We start from the raw sequence: 24,258 nt of genomic DNA, 5'->3' as shown, positions 1-24,258 counted from the left end.
CCGACCGCGACCAAGGCCTGCGCAGGCGATGCAAAGTACCCACGGCGAACGCGGTTTGCCCTCGATGCTGGTGCGCGAGATCCGCGCCCATCCATCGCGTTTTTCGCGAGTGCTGCCGCTGGAGTTGCGACGCGCGCCGCTGCTGTACACGGCTGCCATGCTGTCGCTGGGCGTTGCTGCCTCGCAATGGTGGCGGCCTGCCGCCCTGCTCGTATGCGCCACCGGGCTATGCATCGCCATTGCAGCCATCGCGTTGCGGTGCGCTCCCCGCTTGGCTACCGCGACCACCCTGGTGACATGGTTTCTCCTGGGCTGGACCCTGGGCGTTCTTCATCCCCGGAGCACCGCCGACAGCACGATTCTTCCCTATGCCGATGGCATGCGACGCGAGGTGATCGCGACCGTGCTCGCCGTGCAGCCTCTTGCGCAACGTGATGGCACCGAATCTGCGGACCCACTGCGGTTTGGGGAACAGGCGCCCGATCAGGAGCCCTCCGCACCGGAACAGACGCGATACACGGCGGACCTTCGCCTGAGTGCGGTGGAAGAGCTGAATCCGGATGTGGCGAGCATGACGCCGACGACAGCGACGGCACGCGTCACGCTCTCCGGCTCGGATGGAGCCGCCCTGCGCTGCGGCGAGGAGCTTCGCACCGTGCTGCGGCTGTATCGCCCTCGCCAATTCCGCGACCCCGGTGTATGGCAGTACGGCGAATGGCTTGCCACGCAGGAGGTCTCCGCCACAGGCACCGCGGTACCTGGCCGACTCACCCAGATGGCCATGCGCGCACCACCACTCATGTGCCGGGTGCAACAGATTCGGATGTGGGCGGCGTCGCAGCGGCTGCACGACTTTGCCGCGTGGCAGCACACGCAAGCGTGGTTGCCGCGCGTGATGAGGTGGAGCGAAGCCGATGCGGCAGCCTGGAGCGCCATGCTCTTCGGCGATCGCAGCGCTCTCACGCACAGCCTGCGCGCCAGCTTCGAACAGACCGGCACGTTCCATCTGTTCGTCGTCTCTGGCATGCACCTTGGCCTGGTAGCGTGGGTAGTCTTCGCCCTGGCAGAGCGGTTGCGCAGCCCTAGGCTTCTGACTGTTCTGCTGACCGCGCTGGCAACGTGCGGCTACGCCCTGCTGACCGGCTTCGGTGAGCCGGTCCAGCGTGCGCTGTTTGTCACGCTTGCGTTTCTGCTAGCGCAGGCCATTGGGCGCGAGCGCAATGCGCTTAATGCGGTGGGCGCGGCCGTGCTGGCGATGCTGCTGGTGCGGCCACAAGCCATCCGCGACACGGCCTTCCAGATGACGGTGCTCATCGCGCTCACCCTTGCCGGCATTGCCATCCCGCTGCTCGACCGCACCATTGCTCCCTATGCGCGAGCGTGCCGGCGATTGCACCTGTTGCGGCTGGATCGTCGGCTGCCACCCCATGTGGCGCAGTTCCGCGTTCGGCTGCGATGGATGGCTCGGGAGCTGGGCCTCACCTTTGGATCGTGGACGGGCACGGCGCTGGTCGGGCTGGTTCGGGCAGGCATGGCACTGCTGTCTTTGAGTGTCCTGTCCGCCGTGATCGAGCTCACCATGGCGCTGCCTATGGCGGTGTACTTCCACCGCTTCACCGCGCTCGCCCTGCCCTCCAACCTGCTGGTCATGCCACTGATCTTGCCGTTGACGGTGTGCGGCATCCCTGCCTTCCTGCTAAGCCTCATCAGCTATCCCGTCGCCCTGCTGGCAGCGGCACCTGCGGCCCTGCTGCTTCATGTTGCAGGCGGGATGGTGCGATCGCTGGCAGCGATCCACGTCGCGGACCTGCGCACGCCCGGGCCGCCCACCTCTGTCGCCCTGGCGCTCGTCGCATGCATGGCCCTGTGCATCGCGCTGCTACGATCGCGACCTCGCGTTGCCGGATGGGCGGCCGTGGCGCTCGCCTGTGCTGTTGCGGTCGGTACAGTCCTGGGCGCTAGGCACCTTCTACCTGCTCGAGCCTTACAGGTGGCAGCGATCGACGTCGGCCAGGGCGATGCCCTGCTGCTGATCGCACCCAACGGCAAAACCATGCTGATCGACGCTGGCGGTCAGGTGGGCCCCGAAGAAGGTGCGCACCAGCAGCAACGCGGGGCCGACTTCGACATCGGCGAGCAGGTCGTTTCGCCCTACCTGTGGCATCGCGGTATCTCAAGACTCGACGTGCTTGCCTTGAGCCACGCGCACATGGATCACCTGGGCGGCATGAGCGCTGTCCTGAGCAACTTCCGCCCACGAGAGCTCTGGTTGAGCGAAGACGTCTCCTCCGACCGGCTGCACGCCCTGATCGCACAGGCACGGGCGCAGGGCACGGACGTTCGTTGGCTCCACGCAGGTCAGCGACAGCAATGGCAGCAGGTGGAGATGGACGTCCTGAGTCCGCGCACGGACTATCAGCCGGGCAGCGCTCCCGCCAACGACGACTCCCTGGTGCTTCGCGCGGTGTTCGGCCGGTCTTCCGCCCTACTGGCCGGCGATGCAGAGCTGCCGAGCGAGGACGCTATGCTCGCCGCGCATCTGCTGTCGCCGGTCACACTGCTGAAGGTGGGACACCATGGCAGCATGACCAGCACCAGCGAACCCTTTCTGGACGCACTGGCACCGCGCGTTGCGGTCATCTCCTGTGGTCGCGGTAACCACTTCGGCCATCCGCGAATGCCCGTGTTGCAGCGCCTGTCAGAGCACCATGTGCTCACGTCGCGCACGGACACGATGGGTGCCGTCGAGTACACGCTGCACGAGGACGGCTCCGTCACAACAGCCGTGCCACCGCTGACTGACTGACCCCGCATCGATTCTGTGCGGAGAGCGTCTGAACAGTAGGGCCATTTGGCGATGCGGTTCGTCGACGCACCCTGTGACCTTTCCACGAGGGAGGCAACATGGACGAGATCCGCACGGAAAACAACATCGCATCGACGCCGCAATCTCAGCAGGCCGAGGCAGACGAGCGGAAGCTGCTGCGCCGCCTGCAGATGATGATGAACATGGTCATGCAGGTGATCGCGCAGGACGGCAGCCTCACAGTAGACGAAGCGTCTCGCATGATTTCGGACGCGCGCGAGGCAGCGCTCGCCATGTTTCCCGGCAAGGAACTTGCGTACGACCTGATCTGGAAGCCGCGGTTTCAACGGCTTATGGTCGAACGTTTCCGCTTGCAATAAGGGTGACGCAGACTAAGAACAAGAAAAGAGGCTCGTCTTGGACGAGCTCTTTCTTGTTCCGCTTGTGTCTCTAAACTTGCGACGCGATCCGTTCGCTGTGACCGGTCAGTTCACTGGCGCGCGCTTCAGCATACGCCGCTGCGCCGATCAACGCGGTGCGCTCCTCCAGGATCACGCGCACCGGGATGTTGTGCAGGACCGGTGAGAGACGTCCTTTATCGAGGAACGCGTCGCGGAACTTGCCGTTCTGCAGCGTCTTCAGGATCTTCGGAGGTATACCGCCACCCAGATACACACCGCCGCTGGCCAGCAGCTTCAGGCCCATGTTGCCGCACTCTGCGCCGTACGCCGAGACGAAGACCTCTAGCGTCATGCGGGTCAGTTCACTGGAACCGTCCTCGCCCGTGGTGCCGATGACGAAGTTGGGATCTTCACTTTGCATGCGGTCGCGCAGCCAGCTTGGCTCCTCAGCCTTGCCAGTGTCGCGCAGGAACTCGTAGATGTTCTTCAGACCGATGCCGCTAACGACGCGCTCCCAACTGACGCGGCCGCCCACTTTGGTTTGCAGATACTGCAACAGCTCGATCTCCAGCGGGTTGCGCGCCGCGAAGTCCGCGTGGCCGCCTTCACTGGGCAGCGGCAGGTGACGCCGTGCCGCTGCGTTCCAAATCAGCAGAGCTTCGCCCAGGCCCGTACCGGCCGAGATCAGGGCGCGATGCCCCAGCGCCGATTTGTCACCCTGGTAGAGCTCAAAAATCTGCTCCGGCCCCAGCTCAGCGATGCCGTAGCCATTCGCTTCCAGGTCGTTGATCAGGAAGATGTGCTCGATGTCGAGGATCTTCGACAGGTCCCGCGCGTCCAGTTCCCACGGCAGATTCGTGAGCTTCAGGTGCCCGTCCTTCACCGGGCCGGGGCAGCCAAAGCAGGCGGCAACCACCTCGTGCGTGACCTTCTCGCCAGTGTCGTCCGTGGAGAGGAACTCCTTCACCACGTCTTGCAGCGATGGGTAGCCATGCGCGGGAAACTTCTTGCTCCGCAGCATGCGCAGGCTTCCGCCCTGAAAGTCATACAGCGCCAAGTCGACCTTGGTGCCGCCCACATCTCCTGCCAAAATCATCGGCAAAGCTCCAGCGTCCCGGTTTCCGCATCGCCGTGCATGCCTACCTTGGGCAGACGCCGGGCAGCCTCTGCATCCAGCAGCAGGTACACGTGGCCCGACTCAGGACGAATCAGTTGAGAGGGTAGCGCCTCAGGATCGTAGTTGCCAAGCAGCACTTCGTGCAGGCGCTCGGCTTTGGCACCGCCTTCAATTAAGAACACGACCCGCTTTCCGTGATTGATCACCGGAGCGGTCAGCGTGATGCGCCACGTGTCTTTTTGCGGAACGTGGTTGGCAACCACCAGGCGGCCGAGTTCATTGATCGCCTGCGTGTGCGGGAACAACGATGCGGTGTGTCCATCGTCGCCCATACCGAGAAAGATCAGGTCGAACGCAGGCGCCTGTGCGCCTTCCAGTCGAAAGTTGTTGCGCAGGTAGGTCTCGTATTTGGCCGCAGCTTCCTCTGGGTCCAGTTCGCCTTCCATGCGAAAGACCTTGTCCGCCGGCAGCGGTACCTTGCTCAGCAACTGCTCGCGCGTCATGCGGTAGTTGGAGTCCGCATTGTCAGGGCCGACGCAGCGCTCGTCCACCCAGTACAGCTCCAGCTTGTCCCACGGCACCTGCTGCGCAAAGGGCTCTGCGGCTAGCAGTGCAAACATGCGCTTGGGCGTGGTGCCGCCCGAGATAGCAACGCGCGCAACGCCCCGGGCCTGTACCGCGTCCACAACATACTTGGTGAAGACCTCAGCCGCGGCCTGCGCTACGCGGTCCGGTGTGTCGTACACCAGAAAATCTGCAATGCAATTGCGAGCCATACCTACCTGCTTCCTGCTGCAGTTGGGATGCGCAGCAGCCTGAAAACGAAACGCCTGAGGTAGTCCCCAGGCGTTTCCTGTTCGTCGAGCGTTTCTAGCTAACGCGCCACTCGCGGCCGTCGCGCTGCAACAGTTCGTCCGCTTCCTTCGGACCCCAGCTACCGGCGGCGTAGTTCGGGAAATCCTTGATTTGACCTTCCCACGCTTCCAGAATGGGTGTCATCAGGGTCCACGTGGCTTCTACGCCCGCTCCCTCGGCGAAGAGAGTACCGTCGCCGAGCATCGCATCCAGCAACAAGCGCTCGTATCCGCTCGCGTAGGACTTGCCGAACTTCTGCGCATAGTTGAAGGTCATCGCCACCTGGTCAATGGTCGTGGTCGGCCCGGGCACCTTGTTGCCGAACTGCACACTGATGCCATCGTCCGGCTGAATGCGCAGGGTAAGGACGTTCGGTTCCAACTCCCCTTGCCCAAAGATGTTGCGCAGTGGCTGCTTGAACACAACCACCACCTCGGTAACACGACTGGCGAGGCGCTTGCCCGCCCGGATGTAAAACGGAACACCCGCCCAACGCAGATTGTCGATGGACAGCTTCATGGCTGCGTAGGTGACCTGCTGCGACTCGGGATTGACGCGGTCTTCCTGGCGGTAGCCGATCACGTCCTGGCCGTCGACCTTGCCTGGGCCGTACTGGCCACGCGCAGTGTCTTCGATAGGAACCGGCCGGATCGCCTTCCAAACCTTCAGTTTCTCGATGCGTACAGCGGCCGACTCGAAGCTGGTAGGCGGCTCCATTGCGACGAAGGAGAGCACCTCCATCACGTGGTTCTGCAGCACGTCCCGCAGAGCTCCGGCACCTTCATAGAAAGGTCCACGACCCTCGATGCCGATGGACTCGGCGCCAGTGATCTGGATGTGGTCGATGTAGTTCGAGTTCCAGAGCGGCTCGAAGATGGAGTTGGCAAAGCGGAAGATCGGAATGTTCTGCACCACTTCCTTACCCAGGTAGTGGTCGATGCGAAAGATCTGGTCTTCTTCCAGCACAGCATGAATGTCATCGTTCAGCTTCTTGGCGCTGGCCAGGTCGGTGCCGAAGGGCTTCTCGATGATGAAGCGCACCCACGCGTCGCCCTCGCCCTTGGCCATGCCGTGCTTTGCAATGCGCTGCGTAATGTCCGCAAAGAACTCCGGCGCCACCGCGAGATAGAACAGGCGGCGACCGCCCGTGCCCAGCTTGCCATCCAGGTCGGCCAGATACTTCTTCAGGCCTTCATAGCCCTCGTCGTTGTCGAACTCCGTGGCGAAGTAATGGACGCGCTCCATGAACTTGCCCAGCTTGGCTTCACCCTGGTCGACGCCACCGCCTTTGACGATGCCGTCCTTCATGTCGGGCGCAAACGTCTTGGACAGGTCGCGCCGAGCGACGCCCACAACGGCGAACTTCTCAGGCAGCAGGTTCTGCTGCTCAAGGTGGTACAGCGCGGGCAACAGCTTACGCTTGGTCAGATCGCCCGACGCGCCAAAGATGACGACGATGCAAGGATCGGGCGTATTTTGCTTCGTCTGGCTCGCCTCTGCCTGAGAGACGCTATTTTCCTGTGTTGCCATGATCTTTCCTTATCCGGGGATTGAGGTGCCGGGCTGATGAACAGATGCAGCGGGCTGCCAGGAAGACGCAAGGCAGAACCCGCCGCGAACCGTGAACTACTCCGTCTTCATGGCGTGACCGCCGAAGGCATTGCGCATCACCGACAGCATGCGGTCGGTCAGGTTGTCCTGTTCGCGCGAGCGAATGCGGCGAATCAGCGACTCCGTGATTACGGGCGCGGACACATTCAGGTCGATCGCCTCGAAGACCGTCCAGCGGCCTTCGCCCGAGTCCGGCACGTACGGTGCAATGCCCTTCAGCTCCGGATTGGCCTTCAGGGCGGCCGCCGTCAGGTCCAGCAGCCAGGACCGGACCACCGAACCGTACTGCCAGATCTCCGCGATCTGCGCATTGTTCAGGTTCAGCTCCTTCTTCGCTTCGAAAATCGCGAAGCCCTCTGCAAATGCCTGCATCATGCCGTACTCGATGCCGTTGTGCACCATCTTCACGAAGTGGCCAGCACCGGCCGGGCCGGTGCGGCCCCAGCCCTTATCGGGCGCAGGAGCAAGCGTCTCCAGCACGGGACGAATCTTCTCGACGACATCTTCATCGCCGCCGACCATCATGGAGTAACCCTCTTTCAGGCCCCACACGCCGCCCGAGGTGCCCACATCGATGAATTCAAAGCCTTCCTTCTTCAGCTCGTCGTGGCGGCGAATGGAATCCTTGTAGTTCGAGTTGCCGCCGTCGATGAAGATGTCGCCCTTCTGCATCATGGGTTTCAGCTTCGCAATGGTCTCGTCCACAGGATCGCCGGCCGGCACCATGATCCAGATGGCGCGCGGCGACTGCATGTTCTTGACCAGATCTTCCAATGAGTTCACGCCTACGGAGCCGGCTGCCGTCAGCTTGGCCGTGGCTTCCTTGTTGAAGTCGAAGCCAACCACTTTGTGGCCGCCCAGGCGAAGCCGCTCCGCCATGTTGCCGCCCATTTTGCCAAGACCGATCAGACCGAGTTCCATCGCACGTTCCCTTTCGTAGTTGTCACGCCTTGCAGGCTGCAAGCGTGGTGCAAGTCTCTTGATGATGCCCGGCCCAACACGGACCCGGCAAAATCCAATGCTTTACTGGATGGGAGTTTTTGCCTCCGGGAAGTCTGCACCCAGCGTAACTTCCCGCCACGCTTCGATGCCCTGCTTCCACTCGTCCAGCTTGGCCAACTGGCGATCGTAGGCGTTGCGGCCCAGCAACAGGTGCAGCGGCGGCTCGGGCGTGTCAGCAAGCTGCAGCATCGCCTCCACGGCCTTGGCTGGATCACCCTTCTGCTGCCCGGCCTGCGTGTTGAAGTACTCCCGCAGTTTGCCAGCCGACTCCTTGTAATCGTCGATCTGCTGCTGGGCCACCTGCCCGGAGCGGCCCAGGAAATCCGTGCGGAACGGACCTGGCTCGATGATCGACACCCGGATCCCGAGGTGCTTGACCTCCTGGGCCAGGCCCTCGGAAAAGCCCTCTACCGCAAACTTGGTCAGGTTGTAGTACGCCAGCCCCTGCGTGCCGATCAGGCCCGCCACCGACGACAACATCAGGATGTGACCGGACCGCCGTTCGCGCATGTGCGGCAACACAGCACGCGTCGTGTCCACCACGCCAAAGACGTTGGTAGCAATGACCTGCTCAATCTCCTCGTCGCTGGCCTCCTCCACCGCTCCGCTCAAACCGTAGCCGGCGTTGTTGACCAGCACGTCGATCTGCCCGAAGGTCTCCATCGCGTCCTGCACGGCGATGAGGATCGTGTTCTTGTCCGTTACGTCGACCGTCAGTGCCAGGGCGGTCTGCGGATACTTGTCCGTGAGGTCGATGATTTTGCTTTCATCGCGTGCGGTGGCGACTACGCGATCCCCACGCTCCAGCGCCGCCTCGGCCAGCAGGCGGCCGAAGCCGGTGGAGCACCCAGTGATGAACCACACTTTGCCTTTGCCGGTTGGCGATTCCTGCTCTGCCATCTCGCTCACTCTCTCTGGTTAGCTCTTGGAGGCAGCGGCGGCGAAGCTGGTTCCAGCCGCATCGGGCATGTACTTCTTCTCGATCGCGTACACCTTGTTCAACCGGCGAACGAAACGCTCTTCCTTGGCAATGAAGTTCGCCTGCAGGTACGACTCGACACATGCATAGGCCAACTCTTCGCCAATGATGCGAGCGCCCAGCACGATCACGTTCATCTCATCGTGCTCCACGCCCTGATGCGCGGAGTAGGTGTCGTGGCACATGCCCGCGCGTACGCCTGGCATCTTGTTCGCCGCGATGCAGACGCCCACACCGGAGCCACAGATCAGGATGCCGCGGTCGGCCTCGCCCTGCATCAGAGCAGTGCCGACCTTGACAGCGAAGTCCGGGTAGTCCGAAGGCGTGGTGTCATACGCTCCCAGGTCCTGCACATCGTGGCCAAGCTTGGCCACGTATGCGCGAACGAGTTCTTTCAACGGAAAGCCGGCGTGATCGGCTGCAATTGCAATGCGCATGAGCTTACTTCCCCATTGCGGTTTGAGCCGCCTTGACGATGTTTTCCGGAGTGAAGCCGTACTTCGCCAGCACTTCCGGCCCAGGGGCAGACGCGCCGAACTTGTCCACACCGATGATCTGACCGTCGCGGCCGACGTACTTCCACCAGCCCATCGAGGCACCGGCTTCCACCGCGACCTTTGGCACGCCATGCGGGAAGATCGAGTTCTTGTACTCCTCATCCTGCTCTTCGAAGATGGCGAACGAAGGCATGGAGATGACGCGCGCCTTGATGCCGGCCTCTTCGAACTTCGGCAAGGTCTGCAGCACCAGCGAAACTTCCGATCCAGTCGCAACCACGATGACGTCGGGGGTTTCCTGCTCGACAAGAACGTAGGCGCCCTTGCGCGGTCCCTCGGTCACGTTGTACTTCTCGGCGTCGATCACCGGCAGGTCCTGCCGCGACAGCGCCATGAACGAGGCCGATTTGCGCTCCACTGCGAGCTGCCAGCAGGCGTTCGTCTCGTTCGCATCCGCCGGGCGGAAGTCCGTGAGCTGCGGGATCGCGCGCAGCGCCATCAGGTGCTCAATGGGCTGGTGCGTCGGTCCGTCGGCGCCCAGGCCGATGGAGTCGTGCGTAAACACGAACAGCGAATGCACGCTCATCAGCGCGGCCATACGGATCGCGCTGCGGGCGTAGTCCGAGAACACGAAGAACGTGGAGCCGAACGGGATAAAGCCGCCGTGCGCTGCCATGCCGTTGACCGCCGCGCACATGCCGAACTCGCGCACGCCAAAGAAGATGTTGCGACCCTTCGGATCATCCGCGAACGAAGGCGAAGCCTTGAAGATTGTCTTGGTCGACGAGGTCAGGTCGGCCGCGCCGCCCATCAACTCCGGTACGTTCTTGCCGATGGCTTCCAGCGCGACATTGCCGGCCGTACGGGTCGCAATCGGCTTGTCCGTCGGGAACGGTTTCAGGTCCTTAAAGGCGTCCTTCGGCAGTTCCTGCTTGATCACGCGATCGAACTCGGCCGCGGCCTCAGGATGCGCCGTCTTGTACTTGTCGAATAGCTCGTTCCACTTCGCGTGCGCTTCGGCGCCCTTGGTCTGGGCCTGCCGCCAGTTCTTCAGCGCCTCTTCCGGAACCACGAAATCCTTATCCGGATCCCAGCCGAAGAACTCCTTGGTCTTGCGGGTGTTTTCCTTGCCCAGCATCTCGCCGTGCACGGACTTGGTGCCGGCCTTCGGCGAACCGTAGCCGATGATGGTGCGAACGCGGATCAACGACGGCTTCTGCGTCTCTTCCTTGGCAATCTCGATTGCCTGCGCCAGCTTCTTCAGGTCTTCGCCGTCATCCACCATCTGCACGTGCCAGCCGTACGCATTGAAGCGCTCTGTCACGTTCTCGGTGTAGCTCAGCTCCGTGGGGCCGTCGAGCGAGATCAGGTTGTCGTCGTAGAACACAATCAGCTTATTCAGCTTCAGCGTGCCGGCCAGCGACGCTGCCTCGTGCGAGATACCTTCCATCAGGCAGCCGTCACCCACGATGCAATAGGTGCGGTGGTCGACAATGGGCATGTCCGGCTTGTTGTACACAGCGCCAAGGTGCTTCTCAGCAATGGCCAGGCCGACTGCCATGGCGAAGCCCTGGCCAAGCGGTCCAGTGGTCACTTCCACACCGGGCGTAAAGCCGTACTCCGGGTGACCCGGCGCCTTCGAGTGCCACTCGCGGAATAGCTTCAGGTCGTCCAGCGAGACGTCATAGCCGGACAGAAAGAGCGAGCCGTACTGCAGCATGGACGCGTGGCCGTTCGACAGGACGAAGCGATCGCGATCGGTCCACTTGAAGTCGACCGGATCGTGCTTCATGTAGCGCGTAAACAGCAGGTACGCCAGCGGCGACAGCGCCATGGGTGCGCCCGGGTGGCCGTTCTTTGCGCGCTCAATGGCGTCCACCGCCAACAGGCGGAGAGTATCAATCGAAAGCTTGTCGAGATCCTTGTCGCTCATTCTTTCCTCAGTCGTGGTCTGGTGCAGATCGCCTGCGCTGGGCGCAGCCGTGAAAAGTCTCTGGGTACTGCAGCCGCTTCGTTGTACCTGCCTACAGCTCTGCGCCCTATCGACAGTGTACGCGCGGAAACCTGATGAATCAGATGCTTCAGGTCAGCGGTGCGCCGACCTCGATCAGAAAGTTGTGCCCCACCCAGCGGTCCGAACTCGGCCAATGGAGTGTCAATTCGAGCTTCCCTTGAAATTTGTCCGGCAAGCGAAGCTCCGCCGCAAAGCCGGGATAGCCGATGAGCGACGCCGACGTGGTCTGGTGCGTGGCCCACCCGTCCACCGTCCAGAGCACCTCGAAATACTCGCGGTCCAGCACCTGCAGACGCTTGCCTGCCGCCATCTCCGTCAGCGGACGCGCAATCTTGAAGAACTCCACATCGCTCTTCCACGTGCGCTCTTCGCGGCGAACGCCGTAGCGCTCCTCCACTACCGAGATGCGATCAAACACCTTACCGTCCACACCGGAGCGCAGCAGCTTTATGTATTCCGCATGGGCCCAGACCAGTGGCTGTGCCGATCCCGCGGAACGGCCGAAGAAGAGGCCCTTCGCAGGCATGTCTTTGTAATCCCACACCTGCTCTGGCAGCATGCCACCGAAGCTGGAGAAGCGCTCCATCGCCTGGATCAGCGGCTGGTAAGCCCCGTTCGCGGCGAGCTCGTAATGCGCGCGCTCCCCGGTCAGGATCGGCCATGCGCGGCCCTGCCCATAGTGCACAAACGGCTCGCCATCTTTCTGCTGACCGTATCCGTCGTGGTTGTAGCGCCGCCAGCACGGTCCATACGGCGTATCGATCTTCAGAACGTGGTCGACGACTTTGATTGAGTCCACGATCAGCGGATCGTCTGCCCTGCGAATGCCGTAGCGCACCAGTTCCAGAAACCCGGCGTCCACAATCTCGTTCGCGGCGAAGTTGAACTGCTCGCCCGGGGCGCGGTTCGCAATGTTGTACCTGCCGGGGCCGGCCTCAGCGTTGTAGAACGGCTCGCCCGGTTTCGGCGGGTTGATACGGACGTAGTGGCGCTTCACCTCCGGCAGCAGCACGCCATCGTTTGTGGTGGTCCACTCGTCTAGGTGCTCCTCGATCCAGTCGGCGTAGCTCTGCAGGAATTTCGCCAGCTCCGGCGCGGGGTGCGCCTGCGCAATGTCGGCGGCGCAGAGCAGCGCTGCGATAACCGTGGCAAGCGTGGACGGCGAGTAGCCTGCCGCCTCCTCCCAACGTTCCTGCTGTGTGATGGGCGCATACTGCACCAGGAACGCCGCAGCCTGCTCGACGAACGGAAAGACCTCGAACTCACCCAGCCCGCCGACCTTCCATAGCCGCCACGCCAGCATGATCGGAAACGCCACTTCATCGAGCTGAATGCCGGTCCAGTATGGCGTTCCGTCAATCCAGAAGTTCTGCGCAAACGATCCATCCGGCCGTTGCGTGCAGGCCAGGTACACCAGCGCCCGCCGCGCCGTGTCCGTGCGTCCGCAGGCCAGCAGAGCCGTTGCGGACTGGATCATGTCGCGCGTCCACACCAGGTGGTAGCCACCCAGGTCGTCGTCACTCTTCGCGTTGCCCCACGGAATCGAAGCCGATGCGATGAACGCACCGGGGAAGATCTTGTCCTCGTGCGCCAGGATCACGTTGTGACTGATGCGCATCAGCCGGCCCTTGTCCATGCTGGCGGCACCCAGCCGCTCGGGCGAGGCGGCGCGATGCCACTGCTCGATGAAGCGCTTCAGGTGCAGGTCGAAGGGCACACTCAGCGACTGCATCATGCCAGACAGCGCAGCGTGCGGCCCCTCGCCAAAAGCCAGCGCAATGGTGAACTCGCGCGTGCGCGACAGGTCGACCTCACCGGTAAGCGCCAGGTTGCCATCCAGCGCCTCGCCGAACTGAAAGTCCATCTGCATGTTCTGCTTCAGGTCGCGAAAGCCGTCCGTCGTTCCGGCATAGCCGCAGGAGGTTCGCGTGAAGCCAACATCCGCGCCCATGGTCACATGCATGTTGTTCTTCCAGGCCAGCAGTGCGCGCTGCCCGGCAATCTCGATCGCGCGTGCGCTGTTGCCGGCACCACCACCGTCCAGGTGCGGAGCCAGCAGGGCGTAGCACTTCATCCGGCTCAAAACCTCTTCGTCGCCGTCCAGCCTTACCCGCATCAGCACCACAGGGTGGTGCGGGTCACTGATGAAGTCCTTGGTCACCGTATAGCGGCCGCCCAGGTCGCTGGCTACCACGCGGATCGCCAGCGCGTCCGGATCGATGTAGTGGAAGTCATACTCGAAGTCGCGCTTCTCCTCATGCACAAACGTCTCGCCGTCGGTGAACAGCAGCTCCATGTCACGCGTTTGTGGCCGGTCGATCGTCGGGAAGTAGATCTCGTTCAGCGTGCCATGCGAGATGGTGAACCAGACGCGACTGGCGGCCGAATACGCCGTGCTGACCGAGTCCTTCTTGCTGGAAGTCCAACGTGGCATGATGCCCGGGCCGCCGGTTGCCGGGCCCTGATCGGGCAGCCACTTGTACAGCGCGTTCAAAGCATCCATGACGCTTCCCATTGCAACACAATTGTTTGTACGGCTGATGAGACGCCCGCGAGGCGAGACGGTTCGCACACCTTCCTGCATCCGCTGTTTCAACGGAGGCATCCTAGAGAGCGTGTGTGACGGGCCCGCCTGCGCCTGCCCAAACCTCTTCGTACTACCAAAGCAAGGAGATCACCGTGTCCTTTGAACTTCCGCCGCTGCCCTATGACTACAACGCGCTCGAGCCGCACATCGATGAAGCGACGATGAAGCTGCACCACGACAAGCATCACGCCACCTATGTCACCAACCTGAATGGCGCCGTCGAGAAGCACACGGAGCTGGGCTCCAAGTCGCCAGAAGACCTGATCAAGAATCTGGAAGCGATTCCCGAGGACGTGCGTGCGGTGGTCCGCAACAACGGCGGCGGCCACGTAAACCACACCATGTTCTGGCAGCTTATGAAGCCAAACGGCGGCGGTGAACCCACGGGCGCGATTGCCGACCAGATCAAGGCCGACTTCGGCGACTTCGAAACGTTCAAGAAGCAGTTCAACGAGACCACGGCCAAGCAGTTTGGTTCCGGCTGGGGCTGGCTCATCTACAAGGGCGGCAAGCTCGCGATCGTCACAACGCCAAACCAGGACAATCCCATCACCCAGGGCAGCTACCCCATCCTCGGCAACGATGTGTGGGAACACGCCTACTACCTGAAGTACCAAAACAAGCGCCCCGAGTACCTGGCCAACTGGTGGAACACGGTGAACTGGGAAGAAGTGAACAAGCGCTTTGAACTTGCCAAGTCCTACAAGGCGTAACCTTGTGGGTGCATGCACCACCATCGTGTTTGGAGCATAGAGAAAGGCCGCCACTAGGCGGCCTTTCTCTATGCGAGTCTGCGGCTTGACGAACTTCAGTACGGAGAAGCAACCAAGGCAACGCAAGTAGTTGACATGACATTCAACATGCCTTCTGCGAAAAAACTGCGGCAAGCTACACGCATCCTCGTCGGTATTAGCCCACGCGTCTAGTTCGCGCTCACCTCGTAACTCGTTCTCCAATAGTGCCTTGCAAGCTTCAGCAAGTTTGGTACGGCACGTGCTGTCACCTGTTGCGATGACCAACGCACAGAACGCTCCGACCCACCTGAAACCTGTCACTGCAAAGCCAATCCCGCTGCGTCTCATGGCGGCGTGGCTTCCGGCGCTCATGGGAGTTCTCGTGATCTGTGGCGAGTCCACTCGAGTTATGGGTGCGGACCATACGATGGTTTGGCTCAGCCGTCTCTGCATGCCGCTGGTTCACCTTGCGAACTCTGACATGGCCGAGCTGAACCATGTCATGCGCAAGTGCGGCCACTTCTTTGGCTACGGCACGCTCGGCTTCATCTTCGCGCAGGGTTGGCTCACGTTCCTGCTTGCTCGCAGTCGGTCGCTTTGGACGCAGCAGACCTGGGCTCGCACTCGCATGTTGGCGGGCGGTCTAGCCCTGCTCTCCACGGCATTCGTCGCCAGCATGGACGAGCTTCACCAAAGCTTCCTGCCGAACCGTACGGCGTGTGTCTCGGATGTTCTGCTGGACACCACGGGTGCGTTTCTCATGCTCACGGTTGCGGCAGCAGTGCTGCTGTTCCAGCGCAGGCGCGCTCTGCACCAGCGCATCCAATTCCGGCTGCTTCGCTCGTGGAGCTCCGGCACTGCATTGTTTCGGCAGGCTCTGCTCGACTAATTACACCAACGACTTAGGAACGACGGAGACGGCCCCTGTGAACGGGGCCCTTCGGGCACTTGTGCGGAGCCAGAACAGCGCGACCAATAGGCACAGTACCAGGGCACCGGTGGTGTCCAGCAAAACATCCGTGACGAGCCCGGTTCGATCCGGAATATAGGACTGGTGCAGCTCATCCAGCGACGCCACCAGCGCCGTGCAGCAGATCGCCATCTGCAGGCACCACCGGCGCCACACCCCGGCCGGGCGGTGCCGCAAGGGTAGCATCCAGGAATACAGGAACGCACGAAGCCAGCTGACGCCCAGAGTGCCGTATCCGAGGAAGTGCCCCGTCTTCCGGATGTAATGGTGGATACTCTCCCACGCATCATCCGGTACATGGCCGAACACGGCCTGGTAAACCACGCGAAGAACCGAAGACGTATTCACGCTGCCGAACGCGGCGGTCGACTCGCGCGCGATCACCAGCAGCATGACGATCACAGGTGCCCAGACAAACAGGAAGTGTGCGACGGGACCGCGCCGCCGCGGCAGAGCTCGGCCGCCCAACAGCACTGGAGCCCGCCGCATCATGTCTTGCGTCCCCAGCAACACAAACGGGACGCAAGAGCTTGCGCTCTGCGTCCCGTCCGTTTCGATCCGTGTGCGTGGTGCAAGACCGGCAACTTAGGCGTTCTCTTCCGAGCCGCCTTCTTCGTTGCCACCCTGCTCGGCAAGCTGGCGCTCCAGCTCTTCGCGCTTCTTGGCCTTCGCCTCAGCGCGCTTCTGCTGCTTCGCGCCCAGCTCCTGCTCGGCGCCCAGCAGCTCGATCATGGCCTTTTCGCCACCGTCGCCCTGGCGGAAGCCGGTGCGAACGATGCGAAGGTATCCGCCCTGGCGGTCGCCGTAGCGCGGAGCTACCGTGGCAAACAGGCGCGACACCGACTCCGGCGTCTGCAGGAACGCAGCCGCCTGACGGCGCGAGTGAATATCGCCGCGCTTACCCAGCGTGATCATCTTCTCGACCAGAGGACGAACGGCCTTTGCCTTCGCCACGGTCGTCTCCACGCGGTCTTCGATCACAACGGAGGTCACCAGGTTACGCAGCAGAGCGCGGCGGTGGCTGTGGTTCCGTCCAAGTTTGTTTCCTGCTTTACGATGGCGCATTGTCTTCTCTCTGAACTAGGGATCAGGGAACCGGCACCGGGGAACAGCGTCCGTGTGCGTCGTTCCGAACTACCGCCGCTCCAGAAGTTACCCGGAGCGGCTCTTACTTTTTCTTCACCCTGACTCACCGAATCAGAGCCGCAGAGCTCGCGATCAGCGGAACAGATAGCCTCTGCTCCTGACCCCTGTTCCCTGCTCTTAGAAGTTCTCCGTCTCCGGCATGCGGAAGTCTTCGTCCTCTTCCTCGTCCTCTTCATCATCGAAGCTGTTGAACGAGGCCGCCAGAGTCGCAGCGGGCAGAACCGAGGTCGGACCAGGCTGAGGCTGACCGTTTTCGTCGATCTTCATGCCAAGCGAGAGACCCATCTGAGCAAGGATTTCCTTGATCTCGTTCAGGCTCTTGCGGCCGAAGTTCTTGGTCTTCAGCATCTCGGCTTCGGTCTTCTGGATCAGCTCGCCGATAGTCGCGATGTTCGCGTTCTTCAGGCAGTTGTAGCTGCGAACACTCAGCTCCAGCTCTTCCACAGAACGGTTCAGATTGTCGTTCCGCAGCGCGGGACCATCGTGCGCACCATCCAGACCCGCTTCCATCTCCTCTTCAAAGTTGATGAAGATGGTCATGTGGTCCTTCAGCAGCTTCGCCGCCAGGCCAAGCGCATCGGCCGGCTGAACCGTGCCGTTGGTCCAGATCTCGAGCGTCAGCTTGTCATAATCCGTGATCTGACCCAGACGTGCCGCTTCGACCGCATAGTTGACCTTACGCACGGGCGAGTGGACCGAGTCGACCGGGATGAAGCCGATGCCAAGATCCGGATCGTAGTTCTTGTCCGCCGACTGGTAGCCACGGCCGCGCTTCAAGCGCATTTCCATGTCCAGCTTGCCACCTTCGGACACGGTCGCGATGTACACGTCCTTATCAAGGATCTCGACGTCGCCGTCGGCCTCAATCATGCCGCTGGTCACAACGCCCGGCTCTTCCACGCGCAGATACAGGGCCTTGGGGCCGTCGCCGTTCAGCTTGAACGGGATCTGCTTCAGGTTCAGGATGATGTCGGTCGCGTCTTCCACCACGCCCTGGATCGACTGAAACTCGTGCAGAACGCCTTCGATCTTCACCGCCGTCACGGCAGCGCCTTCGATGCTGCTCAGCAGCGTGCGGCGCAGGCTGTTTCCGATGGTAGTACCAAAGCCGCGCTCAAAGGGCTGCGCGCTGAACTTGCCATACTTCTCGGTGAGCGACTCCTGCTCGACCGCGAGACGCTTAGGCTTCTGGAAACCTCTCCACAACATGGGTACTCTCCTTCATTCCCTCCTCCCGAGCGGAGCCGCGAAGCATTTTGCGGGTGCCGGGAATCGGTCTTGCTGGTTCCATGGCGATGTGCCACTGACAACAGCCTGGTTGCGAGCGGCTGTTCCTCGTATGCCATCGCTCTCGCTTCTTGAAAAGCCGTTGTTCGTTCCCTCAGATAACCGAGGGAACGAACAACAGAGCAACTGGCAGGCTTACTTCGAGTAAAGTTCGACGATCAGCTGCTCGTTAACCGGCAGATGGATCTCTTCGCGCTTCGGCAGGGCCAGAACCTTGGCACTGCGGTTTGCGCGGTCGATCTGCAGCCACGACGGCTGCTGCAGACCCGCATGGAACTGCTCAGCACCTTCCACAATCGCGAGCTTCTTCGCGTCTTCGCGAAGCTCGACCGTGTCGCCGACCTTGATCTGGTATGAAGGAATGTTGACCTTCTTACCGTTCACGAGAACGTGGCCATGACGGACAAGCTGACGGGCCTGACGACGCGAGAGGGCAAAGCCCACCCGATAGCACAGCGCGTCCAGGCGACGCTCCAACTGCTGCAGTAGCAGTTCGCCCGTCACTCCGGTCTTGTTGCTGGCCTCTTCGTAGTACTTGCGGAACTGGCCTTCCAGCGTGAAGTAGTAGCGCTTCGCCTTCTGCTTTTCACGCAGCTGCAAGCCGTAGCCAACGATCTTCTTCGCGCGAGCCTGGCCGTGCTGGCCCGGGGGGAAGTTGCGCTTGTCAATCGCGCACTTATCGCTAAAGCAACGCGAGCCCTTCAGAAACAGCTTGACGCCATCGCGCCGGCAAAGGCGGCAGACAGCTCCGGTATAACGTGCCATGAATCTTCTCTCCAGTACTTCAGGTGGCGATCGGTTTACGCGCTGGCGGCGTGTCGTCCCGATCCGAACTGCTGTTCAAAGTTCAAGGTGAGAGAAGTAGAAGGTCCAACCAGCCTGCCCTCTACTTCCCACCTTTACTTTCTACTTACACGCGGCGGCGCTTCGGCGGACGGCAGCCGTTGTGCGGGATCGGCGTAACGTCGCGAATGGAGCGGACCTCAAGACCCGCAACCGCGAGCGCACGCACTGCCGACTCGCGGCCCGAACCGGGGCCGGAGACGCGCACGTCGACCGAACGCAGACCGTGATCGCGAGCAGCCTGGGCGGCATTCACCGCGGCCTGCTGTGCCGCGAACGGCGTGCCCTTGCGCGATCCACGGAAGCCGAGCGAACCCGAGCTCTTCCAGCTCAGAGTATTGCCCTGCTGGTCCGTAATCGTCACGATGGTGTTGTTGAACGACGCCTGGACAAACACCAGGCCGTACGGGACGTTTTTCCGTTCCCGTTTCTTGAACTTCTTGCCCTTGCCGGACTTGCCGGCAGCGCCCGAGTTTCCTTTGTTCTGCTGCTTGGCCATTACTTCGTCGCTTTCTTCTTGCCGGCAACCGTGCCCTTACGGGGACCCTTGCGCGTGCGGGCGTTGGTGTGGGTGCGCTGTCCGCGGACAGGCAGCGAGCGGCGGTGGCGCAGGCCACGGTAGCTCTGGATTTCGATCAGGCGCTTGATGTTCAGGCCGACTTCCTTGCGGAGGTCACCTTCGATTCCACCTTCCTGCTCGATCACACCACGAATGCGATTCAGTTCGTCCTCGTCCAGCGTCTGCAGCTTGCGCAGCGGATCGATTTCCGCCTTTGCAAGAATGCTCAACGCACGGCTCGGACCAATGCCGAAGATGTAGGTAAGGCCGACCCTTGCCTGCTTGTTGTTCGGCAGATCGACACCTGCAATACGTGCCATGTCTGTGTCTTCCTCTTTACTTCCTGTGCCACGCGGCGCTGTCGCCGCTAGCGGGTTAGGCGGAGGGCCCGGGGTTCATCGCACGCCTTGACTTCGGCGAACTCGCCCCAGAAGACCATTGGGTTCCGCTCTGTTACTGTTACACGCCCGGGAACTTATCCCTGGCGCTGCTTGTGCTTCGCGACTTCGCAGATCACCCGCACCACACCGTGGCGATGAACGATCTTGCACTTGTCGCAAATGCGCTTCACGCTTGCACGTACCTTCATTGCAACTGCTTCCTTCCGGTCGGTCCCAGGAGTCCCAAGGGCTACTGATGGCCGACTTGTTGACTCGCTACTTACTTGTAGCGGTACACAATGCGCCCACGCGACAAGTCGTACGGGCTCAACTCGATGGCAACACGATCCCCAGGCAGAATACGAATGAAGTTCTTGCGCATCCGGCCGGAGACGTGAGCCAGCACCTGATGCTTGTTCTCCATTTCCACCTTGAACATCGCATTGGGCAGCGTCTCTACGACCACTGCCATTGCTTCAATTGCATCTTCCTTCGACAAACCGTCTCCCTCGCCACTTCGCGGAGGCGGCACCATGCCGCGACCGTTCCCTGCTCTCGCCCGCCCCGACTATCGTGTCAGAACCAGCGGTCCATCTTTGGTGATTGCAACCGTGTGCTCAAAGTGAGCCGACCAGCTTCCGTCCTTGGTCACCGCGGTCCAACCATCCTTCAACACCTGCACTTCAGCCGTCCCGGCGTTGATCATTGGCTCGATCGCCAGGACCATGCCGGCCTTCAGCTTCTGGCCCTTGCCCCGGCGACCGTAGTTGGGCACCTGCGGCTCCTCGTGCATGCTGCGACCGATGCCGTGCCCGACGAACTCCCGGACTACACCATAGCCTTCGGCCTCGCACATCTCCTGCACCGCAAAGCCGATGTCGCCCAGTGTCGCTCCAACCTGCGCCACGCTGATGGCCCGTTCCAGCGAAGCTTTCGTTACGTCCAGCAACTTAGCAGCTTCGGGCTTCAGCGCTCCCACTGCGTAGGTCACCGCCGCGTCGGAATAGTAGCCATCCAACAGCAGACCGCAATCCACGCTGACCACGTCGCCTTCCTTCAGGACCTTGCGCTCGGAAGGAATCCCGTGGATCACTTCCTCGTTCACGCTGGTGCAGAGGCAAGCCGGGTAGTTCTGGTAGCCCTTGAACGCAGCCTTGGCTCCCAGTTCGAGGATCTTCGCTTCGGCCACCCGTTCCAGGTCCATCGTGCTCGCGCCAGGCTTTACCGCAGCCTCAACTGCGTGATGCACCTGCCGCAGCAGAGCTCCACTCCGGCGCATCCGCTCAATCTCCGCCGGTGTTTTCAGTACAATCGCCATCTACTTCAAAGATCGTTTCTGCGGCTTGGAAACTGGCCGCCGCCTTACCTAGTGCGCAAACGCCTGAGCGCCGCAACAATCTGCTCCGTCACAACCTCGACGGCCTGCTCTCCATCCACTTCCTCAAACCTGCCGAGGTCACGGTAATGATCGATCACCGGCGCGGTCTGCTCGCCGAAGACGCGCATGCGCTCGGCAAAGACCTCTTCGGTGTCATCCGGCCGCTGAACCAGCGGCTCGCCATCCACGTCGCACACACCGGGGGAAACCGGAGGATTGGTGTAGATGTTGTAGATCCGTTTCGAACCCGGGCCTACCCGCCGCCCCGTGACGCGACGCAACAACTCATCATAGCGAACCTGGACGGAAACCGCAACCAGAGGCAACCCGGCTTCGCCGTGCTTCGTCAGCAGAAAGCTGTCCAGCCACTCCGCCTGTCCAAGAGTTCGTGGATAGCCATCCAGGATGAAGCCGCGTTCGCAATCCCGTTCTGCGGTGCGGTCCGCCACCATCTGGTTCACGACCTCGTCGGGAACGTAGATCCCGGCGTCCACTAATTCCTTGAAACGCTTGCCGATGACCGTCCCAAGGCGGATGTTGTCGCGGATCAGATCCCCGGTAGAGATCTGCGGGATTCCCCATAGCTCCATCAGCCGCTGCGCTTGTGTTCCTTTGCCGACGCCGGGCGCGCCCAATAAGAGAACAGGGCCCGGAACGAACCCTGCTCCAATCTCTTGCACCATCTCGTCCTGACTCACCCGGCTTACCAGCTCCGCCGGCCACGAACGCGGCCGCTCTTCGGCGTAAAGCCCTCGTAGTGACGCATGATCAACTGCGATTCCACCTGCTGCACCGTATCCATCGCCACTCCGACCACGATCAGCAGCGACGTGCCACCAAAGTAGAACGTCAGGCCCAGGCCGTTGTTCACCCACGTCGGCATGCGATCGAACATTCCGCCGAGTAGCCAAAGATGGTTAAAGTGAATGCCGCCAATCAGCAACTGGGGGATGATCGAGATCACGATGAGGTAGATCGCACCGACGAGCGTGATCCGCGTCAGGATGTCATTGATGAAGTCCGACGTGCGCCGGCCAGGACGAATGCCCGGGATGAAGCCGCCGTACTTGCGCATGTTGTCCGCGATGTCATCCGGACGGAAGACGATGGAGATGTAGAAATATGCAAAGAAGATGATTGCGGCGACGTAGATCAGCTCGTACCACGGCTCACCCGGTCGCAGACCTTCCGTGATCTTGCGCAGTACCGAGTTGTTCTGCACAAACGCGTTGTTCGCGAACAATAGCGGCGCCGATAGAATCGAGCTCGCAAAGATCACCGGCATCACGCCGCCCGAGTTCACCTTCAGCGGCAAGTGCGTCGCTTGTCCGCCCATCATGCGGCGTCCGACGATCCGCTTCGCGTACTGCACGGGAATGCGGCGTTCTGACCGCTCCACGTACACGATGAACGCCACGACCGCGATCATCACCACCAGCAGCAGCGCGATTGCGACCGGCGTGAAACCGCCCCACGCACTGTCCCGTGCCTTTTCCAGCAGGTCGTTGATGCCGTTTGGCAGGCCCGCAACGATGCCGGCAAAGATGATCAGTGACATGCCATTGCCAATGCCGCGCTCGGTGATCTGCTCACCCAGCCACATGATGAAGGCCGTACCGGTCGTCAGGGTCAGCACGCAAAGAGCGGTGAACGCCGGGGCGCTCATGGTCACCATCGGTCCGCCGGTGGTGCTCTTGGTCAGCGTCAGCGCGATCGCGAACGACTGCACGATGGCCAGCAGAACCGTCACGTACCGGGTCCACTGAGTGATCTTGCGGCGGCCGACTTCGCCTTCCTTCTGCAGCTTGGCCAGCGGCTCGTAGATCACCGTAAGCAACTGGAAGATGATCGACGCCGTGATGTACGGCATAATGCCGAGCGCGAAGATGGTCAGGCGACGCAGCGATCCGCCGGTGAACAGGTCCACCAGGCCCAGCGACGATCCCGCATTTTGCTGGAAGTACTGCGCCAGCATATCGGCGTTGATGCCCGGCGTGGGGATGTGCCCGCCGAGGCGGTACACCGCCAGCAGACCCAGCGTGAACAGAACCCGCTTGCGCAGGTCCGGGATTCGGAAGATATTCGCGATCTTGTCAAACATCCGGCGGAAACACCCATCTGGAGCGCTCGCTCCAATGCATCCTGAAACTGTTGCCCCGACTCGGTCGGAAGCCGGCTTCGCTATACAGGCAAAGGCCGAGCCAGTTCTGGCTCGACCCGCTTACCTGGCTTGCAAAGCGTGTACCTCGATTGTAACGAGAACCGCTAGGCTATGCCTGTGCTTCTCCGGCTGCCGGAGCGCCGAGCAGAACGACCTTACCACCCGCGGCTTCGATCTTCTGCTGCGCCTGCTTGCTTGCCTTGTGCGCGTGCACGGTCACTGCCGTCGAGATCTCACCATTCGCCAGAATCTTGATCAGACCGTTCTTCTTCTTGACAACGCCCAGCTTGTACAGCACTTCCGGCGTCAGCTCGCCCTCGTTGCTGGTGGCCGCGATCAGCGCGATGCGGTCCAGACCGAGCACGAAGTACTCCTGACGGAAGATGTTCGTGAAGCCACGCTTCGGCAGACGGCGGTGCAGCGGCATCTGGCCGCCTTCGAAGCCACGCATCATGCGCGAGCCCGACCGCGAGCGCTGACCCTTGTGACCGCGGGTCGAGGTCTTGCCCATGCCCGAGCCCATACCACGGCCCACGCGCTTCTTGTTGCTGTTTGCTCCCTTGGGCGCGCCAAGGTTCGAAAGATTCAGTGCCATTGTTCTTTCCTCGCTAACGCCGGCGCTGAAGAGCGTCGACTCGCATGTTTTGCCGCACTTACGTACGGCGGCTGACTCGTGTTCTATGTCAGCCTGGTGACTGCCTGATAAACAGGCGGTGTTGAACTACTCGACGATGCGGACCAAGTGCGGCACCGCTGCCACCATGCCGCGGATCGAGGGGGAATCCTCGCGCTCCACGATCTGATTCAGGCGCGTGAAGCCGAGGCCCTTGACCACCAGCTTGTGCTTCACCGGGGTCGCAATTTTCGAGCGGTAGTACTGGATCTTGATCTTGCCCGTGTTCTCTGCCATTGCTTTTCTCCGAAGAGGAAT

Annotated in this window: 25 protein-coding genes; 4 read left to right on the top strand and 21 right to left on the bottom strand. The window is 61.7% G+C overall.

Annotation, left to right across the window (positions count from 1 at the left end; translation table 11 throughout):
* The first annotated feature begins 28 nt into the window (after positions 1-28).
* A complete protein-coding gene (locus tag OHL12_RS00235; protein ID WP_263411834.1) occupies positions 29-2,806 on the top strand; it encodes a ComEC/Rec2 family competence protein in 2,778 nt (925 codons plus the stop codon).
* A gap of 98 nt (positions 2,807-2,904) precedes the next feature.
* On the top strand, positions 2,905-3,186 hold the full coding sequence (locus tag OHL12_RS00230) for a hypothetical protein (RefSeq protein ID WP_263411833.1): 282 nt from the start codon (positions 2,905-2,907) through the stop codon (positions 3,184-3,186).
* A 70-nt stretch (positions 3,187-3,256) separates the two neighbouring features.
* Here the strand turns inward: OHL12_RS00230 and glk are convergent, their stop codons facing one another.
* From glk to OHL12_RS00190, 8 genes are all read right to left on the bottom strand, one after another.
* A complete protein-coding gene (gene glk, locus OHL12_RS00225; RefSeq protein WP_263411832.1) occupies positions 3,257-4,303 on the bottom strand; it encodes a glucokinase in 1,047 nt (348 codons plus the stop codon).
* Positions 4,300-5,100 carry a 6-phosphogluconolactonase gene (gene pgl / locus OHL12_RS00220; RefSeq protein ID WP_263411831.1) on the bottom strand — a complete coding sequence of 267 codons (801 nt, stop codon included), beginning with the start codon at positions 5,098-5,100 and terminating at the stop codon, positions 4,300-4,302. Before pgl ends, glk begins: the two co-directional genes overlap by 4 nt.
* A 94-nt stretch (positions 5,101-5,194) precedes the next feature.
* Positions 5,195-6,709: a glucose-6-phosphate dehydrogenase gene (gene zwf / locus OHL12_RS00215; RefSeq protein ID WP_263411830.1), complete on the bottom strand. Its 1,515-nt coding sequence runs from the start codon at positions 6,707-6,709 to the stop codon at positions 5,195-5,197.
* Positions 6,710-6,805: 96 nt separating this feature from the next.
* The gene (gnd, locus tag OHL12_RS00210) at positions 6,806-7,711 is read right to left on the bottom strand and encodes a phosphogluconate dehydrogenase (NAD(+)-dependent, decarboxylating) (RefSeq protein ID WP_263411829.1); all 906 of its coding nucleotides are present in this window, start codon (positions 7,709-7,711) and stop codon (positions 6,806-6,808) included.
* Between the two features lie 102 nt (positions 7,712-7,813).
* Positions 7,814-8,692: an oxidoreductase gene (locus OHL12_RS00205; RefSeq protein WP_263411828.1), complete on the bottom strand. Its 879-nt coding sequence runs from the start codon at positions 8,690-8,692 to the stop codon at positions 7,814-7,816.
* Positions 8,693-8,710: 18 nt separating this feature from the next.
* On the bottom strand, positions 8,711-9,208 hold the full coding sequence (gene rpiB / locus OHL12_RS00200; protein WP_263411827.1) for a ribose 5-phosphate isomerase B: 498 nt from the start codon (positions 9,206-9,208) through the stop codon (positions 8,711-8,713).
* Positions 9,209-9,212: 4 nt separating this feature from the next.
* A complete protein-coding gene (gene tkt, locus OHL12_RS00195; RefSeq protein WP_263411826.1) occupies positions 9,213-11,201 on the bottom strand; it encodes a transketolase in 1,989 nt (662 codons plus the stop codon).
* A gap of 148 nt (positions 11,202-11,349) precedes the next feature.
* Positions 11,350-13,785, bottom strand: a complete 2,436-nt coding sequence (locus OHL12_RS00190; RefSeq protein WP_263411825.1) for a glycoside hydrolase family 15 protein — start codon at positions 13,783-13,785, stop codon at positions 11,350-11,352.
* A gap of 176 nt (positions 13,786-13,961) precedes the next feature.
* Here OHL12_RS00190 and OHL12_RS00185 point away from each other — a divergent pair, with 176 nt between their 5' ends.
* Positions 13,962-14,582: a superoxide dismutase gene (locus OHL12_RS00185; RefSeq protein ID WP_263411824.1), complete on the top strand. Its 621-nt coding sequence runs from the start codon at positions 13,962-13,964 to the stop codon at positions 14,580-14,582.
* Between the two features lie 280 nt (positions 14,583-14,862).
* A complete protein-coding gene (locus OHL12_RS00180; protein WP_263411823.1) occupies positions 14,863-15,492 on the top strand; it encodes a VanZ family protein in 630 nt (209 codons plus the stop codon).
* Here OHL12_RS00180 and OHL12_RS00175 read toward each other — a convergent pair whose 3' ends face one another.
* The 13 genes from OHL12_RS00175 to rpmD form a co-directional block, all read right to left on the bottom strand.
* Positions 15,493-15,966, bottom strand: coding sequence for a VanZ family protein (locus tag OHL12_RS00175; protein ID WP_263415035.1), 474 nt, complete (start codon positions 15,964-15,966; stop codon positions 15,493-15,495).
* A 192-nt stretch (positions 15,967-16,158) separates the two neighbouring features.
* Positions 16,159-16,638 (bottom strand): 50S ribosomal protein L17, encoded by a 480-nt coding sequence (gene rplQ / locus OHL12_RS00170; protein ID WP_317889785.1) that lies wholly within the window; start codon positions 16,636-16,638, stop codon positions 16,159-16,161.
* Between the two features lie 198 nt (positions 16,639-16,836).
* Positions 16,837-17,928, bottom strand: coding sequence for a DNA-directed RNA polymerase subunit alpha (locus tag OHL12_RS00165; RefSeq protein ID WP_263411822.1), 1,092 nt, complete (start codon positions 17,926-17,928; stop codon positions 16,837-16,839).
* 213 nt (positions 17,929-18,141) lie between these two features.
* Complete coding sequence (gene rpsD, locus OHL12_RS00160) at positions 18,142-18,771, bottom strand: 30S ribosomal protein S4 (RefSeq protein WP_263411821.1); 630 nt, start codon at positions 18,769-18,771, stop codon at positions 18,142-18,144.
* Between the two features lie 145 nt (positions 18,772-18,916).
* Entirely contained in the window at positions 18,917-19,348 is a 432-nt protein-coding gene (gene rpsK / locus OHL12_RS00155) for a 30S ribosomal protein S11 (RefSeq protein ID WP_263411820.1), read from the bottom strand.
* Positions 19,348-19,728, bottom strand: coding sequence for a 30S ribosomal protein S13 (rpsM, locus tag OHL12_RS00150; protein WP_263411819.1), 381 nt, complete (start codon positions 19,726-19,728; stop codon positions 19,348-19,350). The genes rpsK and rpsM overlap by 1 nt, the downstream gene beginning before the upstream one ends.
* A gap of 155 nt (positions 19,729-19,883) precedes the next feature.
* The gene (gene rpmJ / locus OHL12_RS00145; protein ID WP_263411818.1) at positions 19,884-19,997 is read right to left on the bottom strand and encodes a 50S ribosomal protein L36; all 114 of its coding nucleotides are present in this window, start codon (positions 19,995-19,997) and stop codon (positions 19,884-19,886) included.
* Positions 19,998-20,068: 71 nt separating this feature from the next.
* Positions 20,069-20,323, bottom strand: coding sequence for a translation initiation factor IF-1 (gene infA, locus OHL12_RS00140; RefSeq protein WP_425583480.1), 255 nt, complete (start codon positions 20,321-20,323; stop codon positions 20,069-20,071).
* A 33-nt stretch (positions 20,324-20,356) separates the two neighbouring features.
* Positions 20,357-21,106, bottom strand: a complete 750-nt coding sequence (gene map, locus OHL12_RS00135) for a type I methionyl aminopeptidase (protein ID WP_263411817.1) — start codon at positions 21,104-21,106, stop codon at positions 20,357-20,359.
* 44 nt (positions 21,107-21,150) lie between these two features.
* On the bottom strand, positions 21,151-21,864 hold the full coding sequence (locus OHL12_RS00130) for an adenylate kinase (RefSeq protein ID WP_317889784.1): 714 nt from the start codon (positions 21,862-21,864) through the stop codon (positions 21,151-21,153).
* A gap of 5 nt (positions 21,865-21,869) precedes the next feature.
* Complete coding sequence (gene secY / locus OHL12_RS00125; RefSeq protein WP_263411816.1) at positions 21,870-23,267, bottom strand: preprotein translocase subunit SecY; 1,398 nt, start codon at positions 23,265-23,267, stop codon at positions 21,870-21,872.
* A 169-nt stretch (positions 23,268-23,436) separates the two neighbouring features.
* On the bottom strand, positions 23,437-23,922 hold the full coding sequence (rplO, locus tag OHL12_RS00120; RefSeq protein WP_263411815.1) for a 50S ribosomal protein L15: 486 nt from the start codon (positions 23,920-23,922) through the stop codon (positions 23,437-23,439).
* A 126-nt stretch (positions 23,923-24,048) separates the two neighbouring features.
* Positions 24,049-24,237 (bottom strand): 50S ribosomal protein L30, encoded by a 189-nt coding sequence (gene rpmD / locus OHL12_RS00115; protein WP_263411814.1) that lies wholly within the window; start codon positions 24,235-24,237, stop codon positions 24,049-24,051.
* Positions 24,238-24,258: the final 21 nt, after the last annotated feature.

The organism is Terriglobus aquaticus, from assembly GCF_025685415.1.
Lineage (GTDB): Bacteria > Acidobacteriota > Terriglobia > Terriglobales > Acidobacteriaceae > Terriglobus > Terriglobus aquaticus.
Note: the sequence above shows the minus strand (reverse complement) of the source record. Positions and strands in the feature narration are given on the sequence as shown.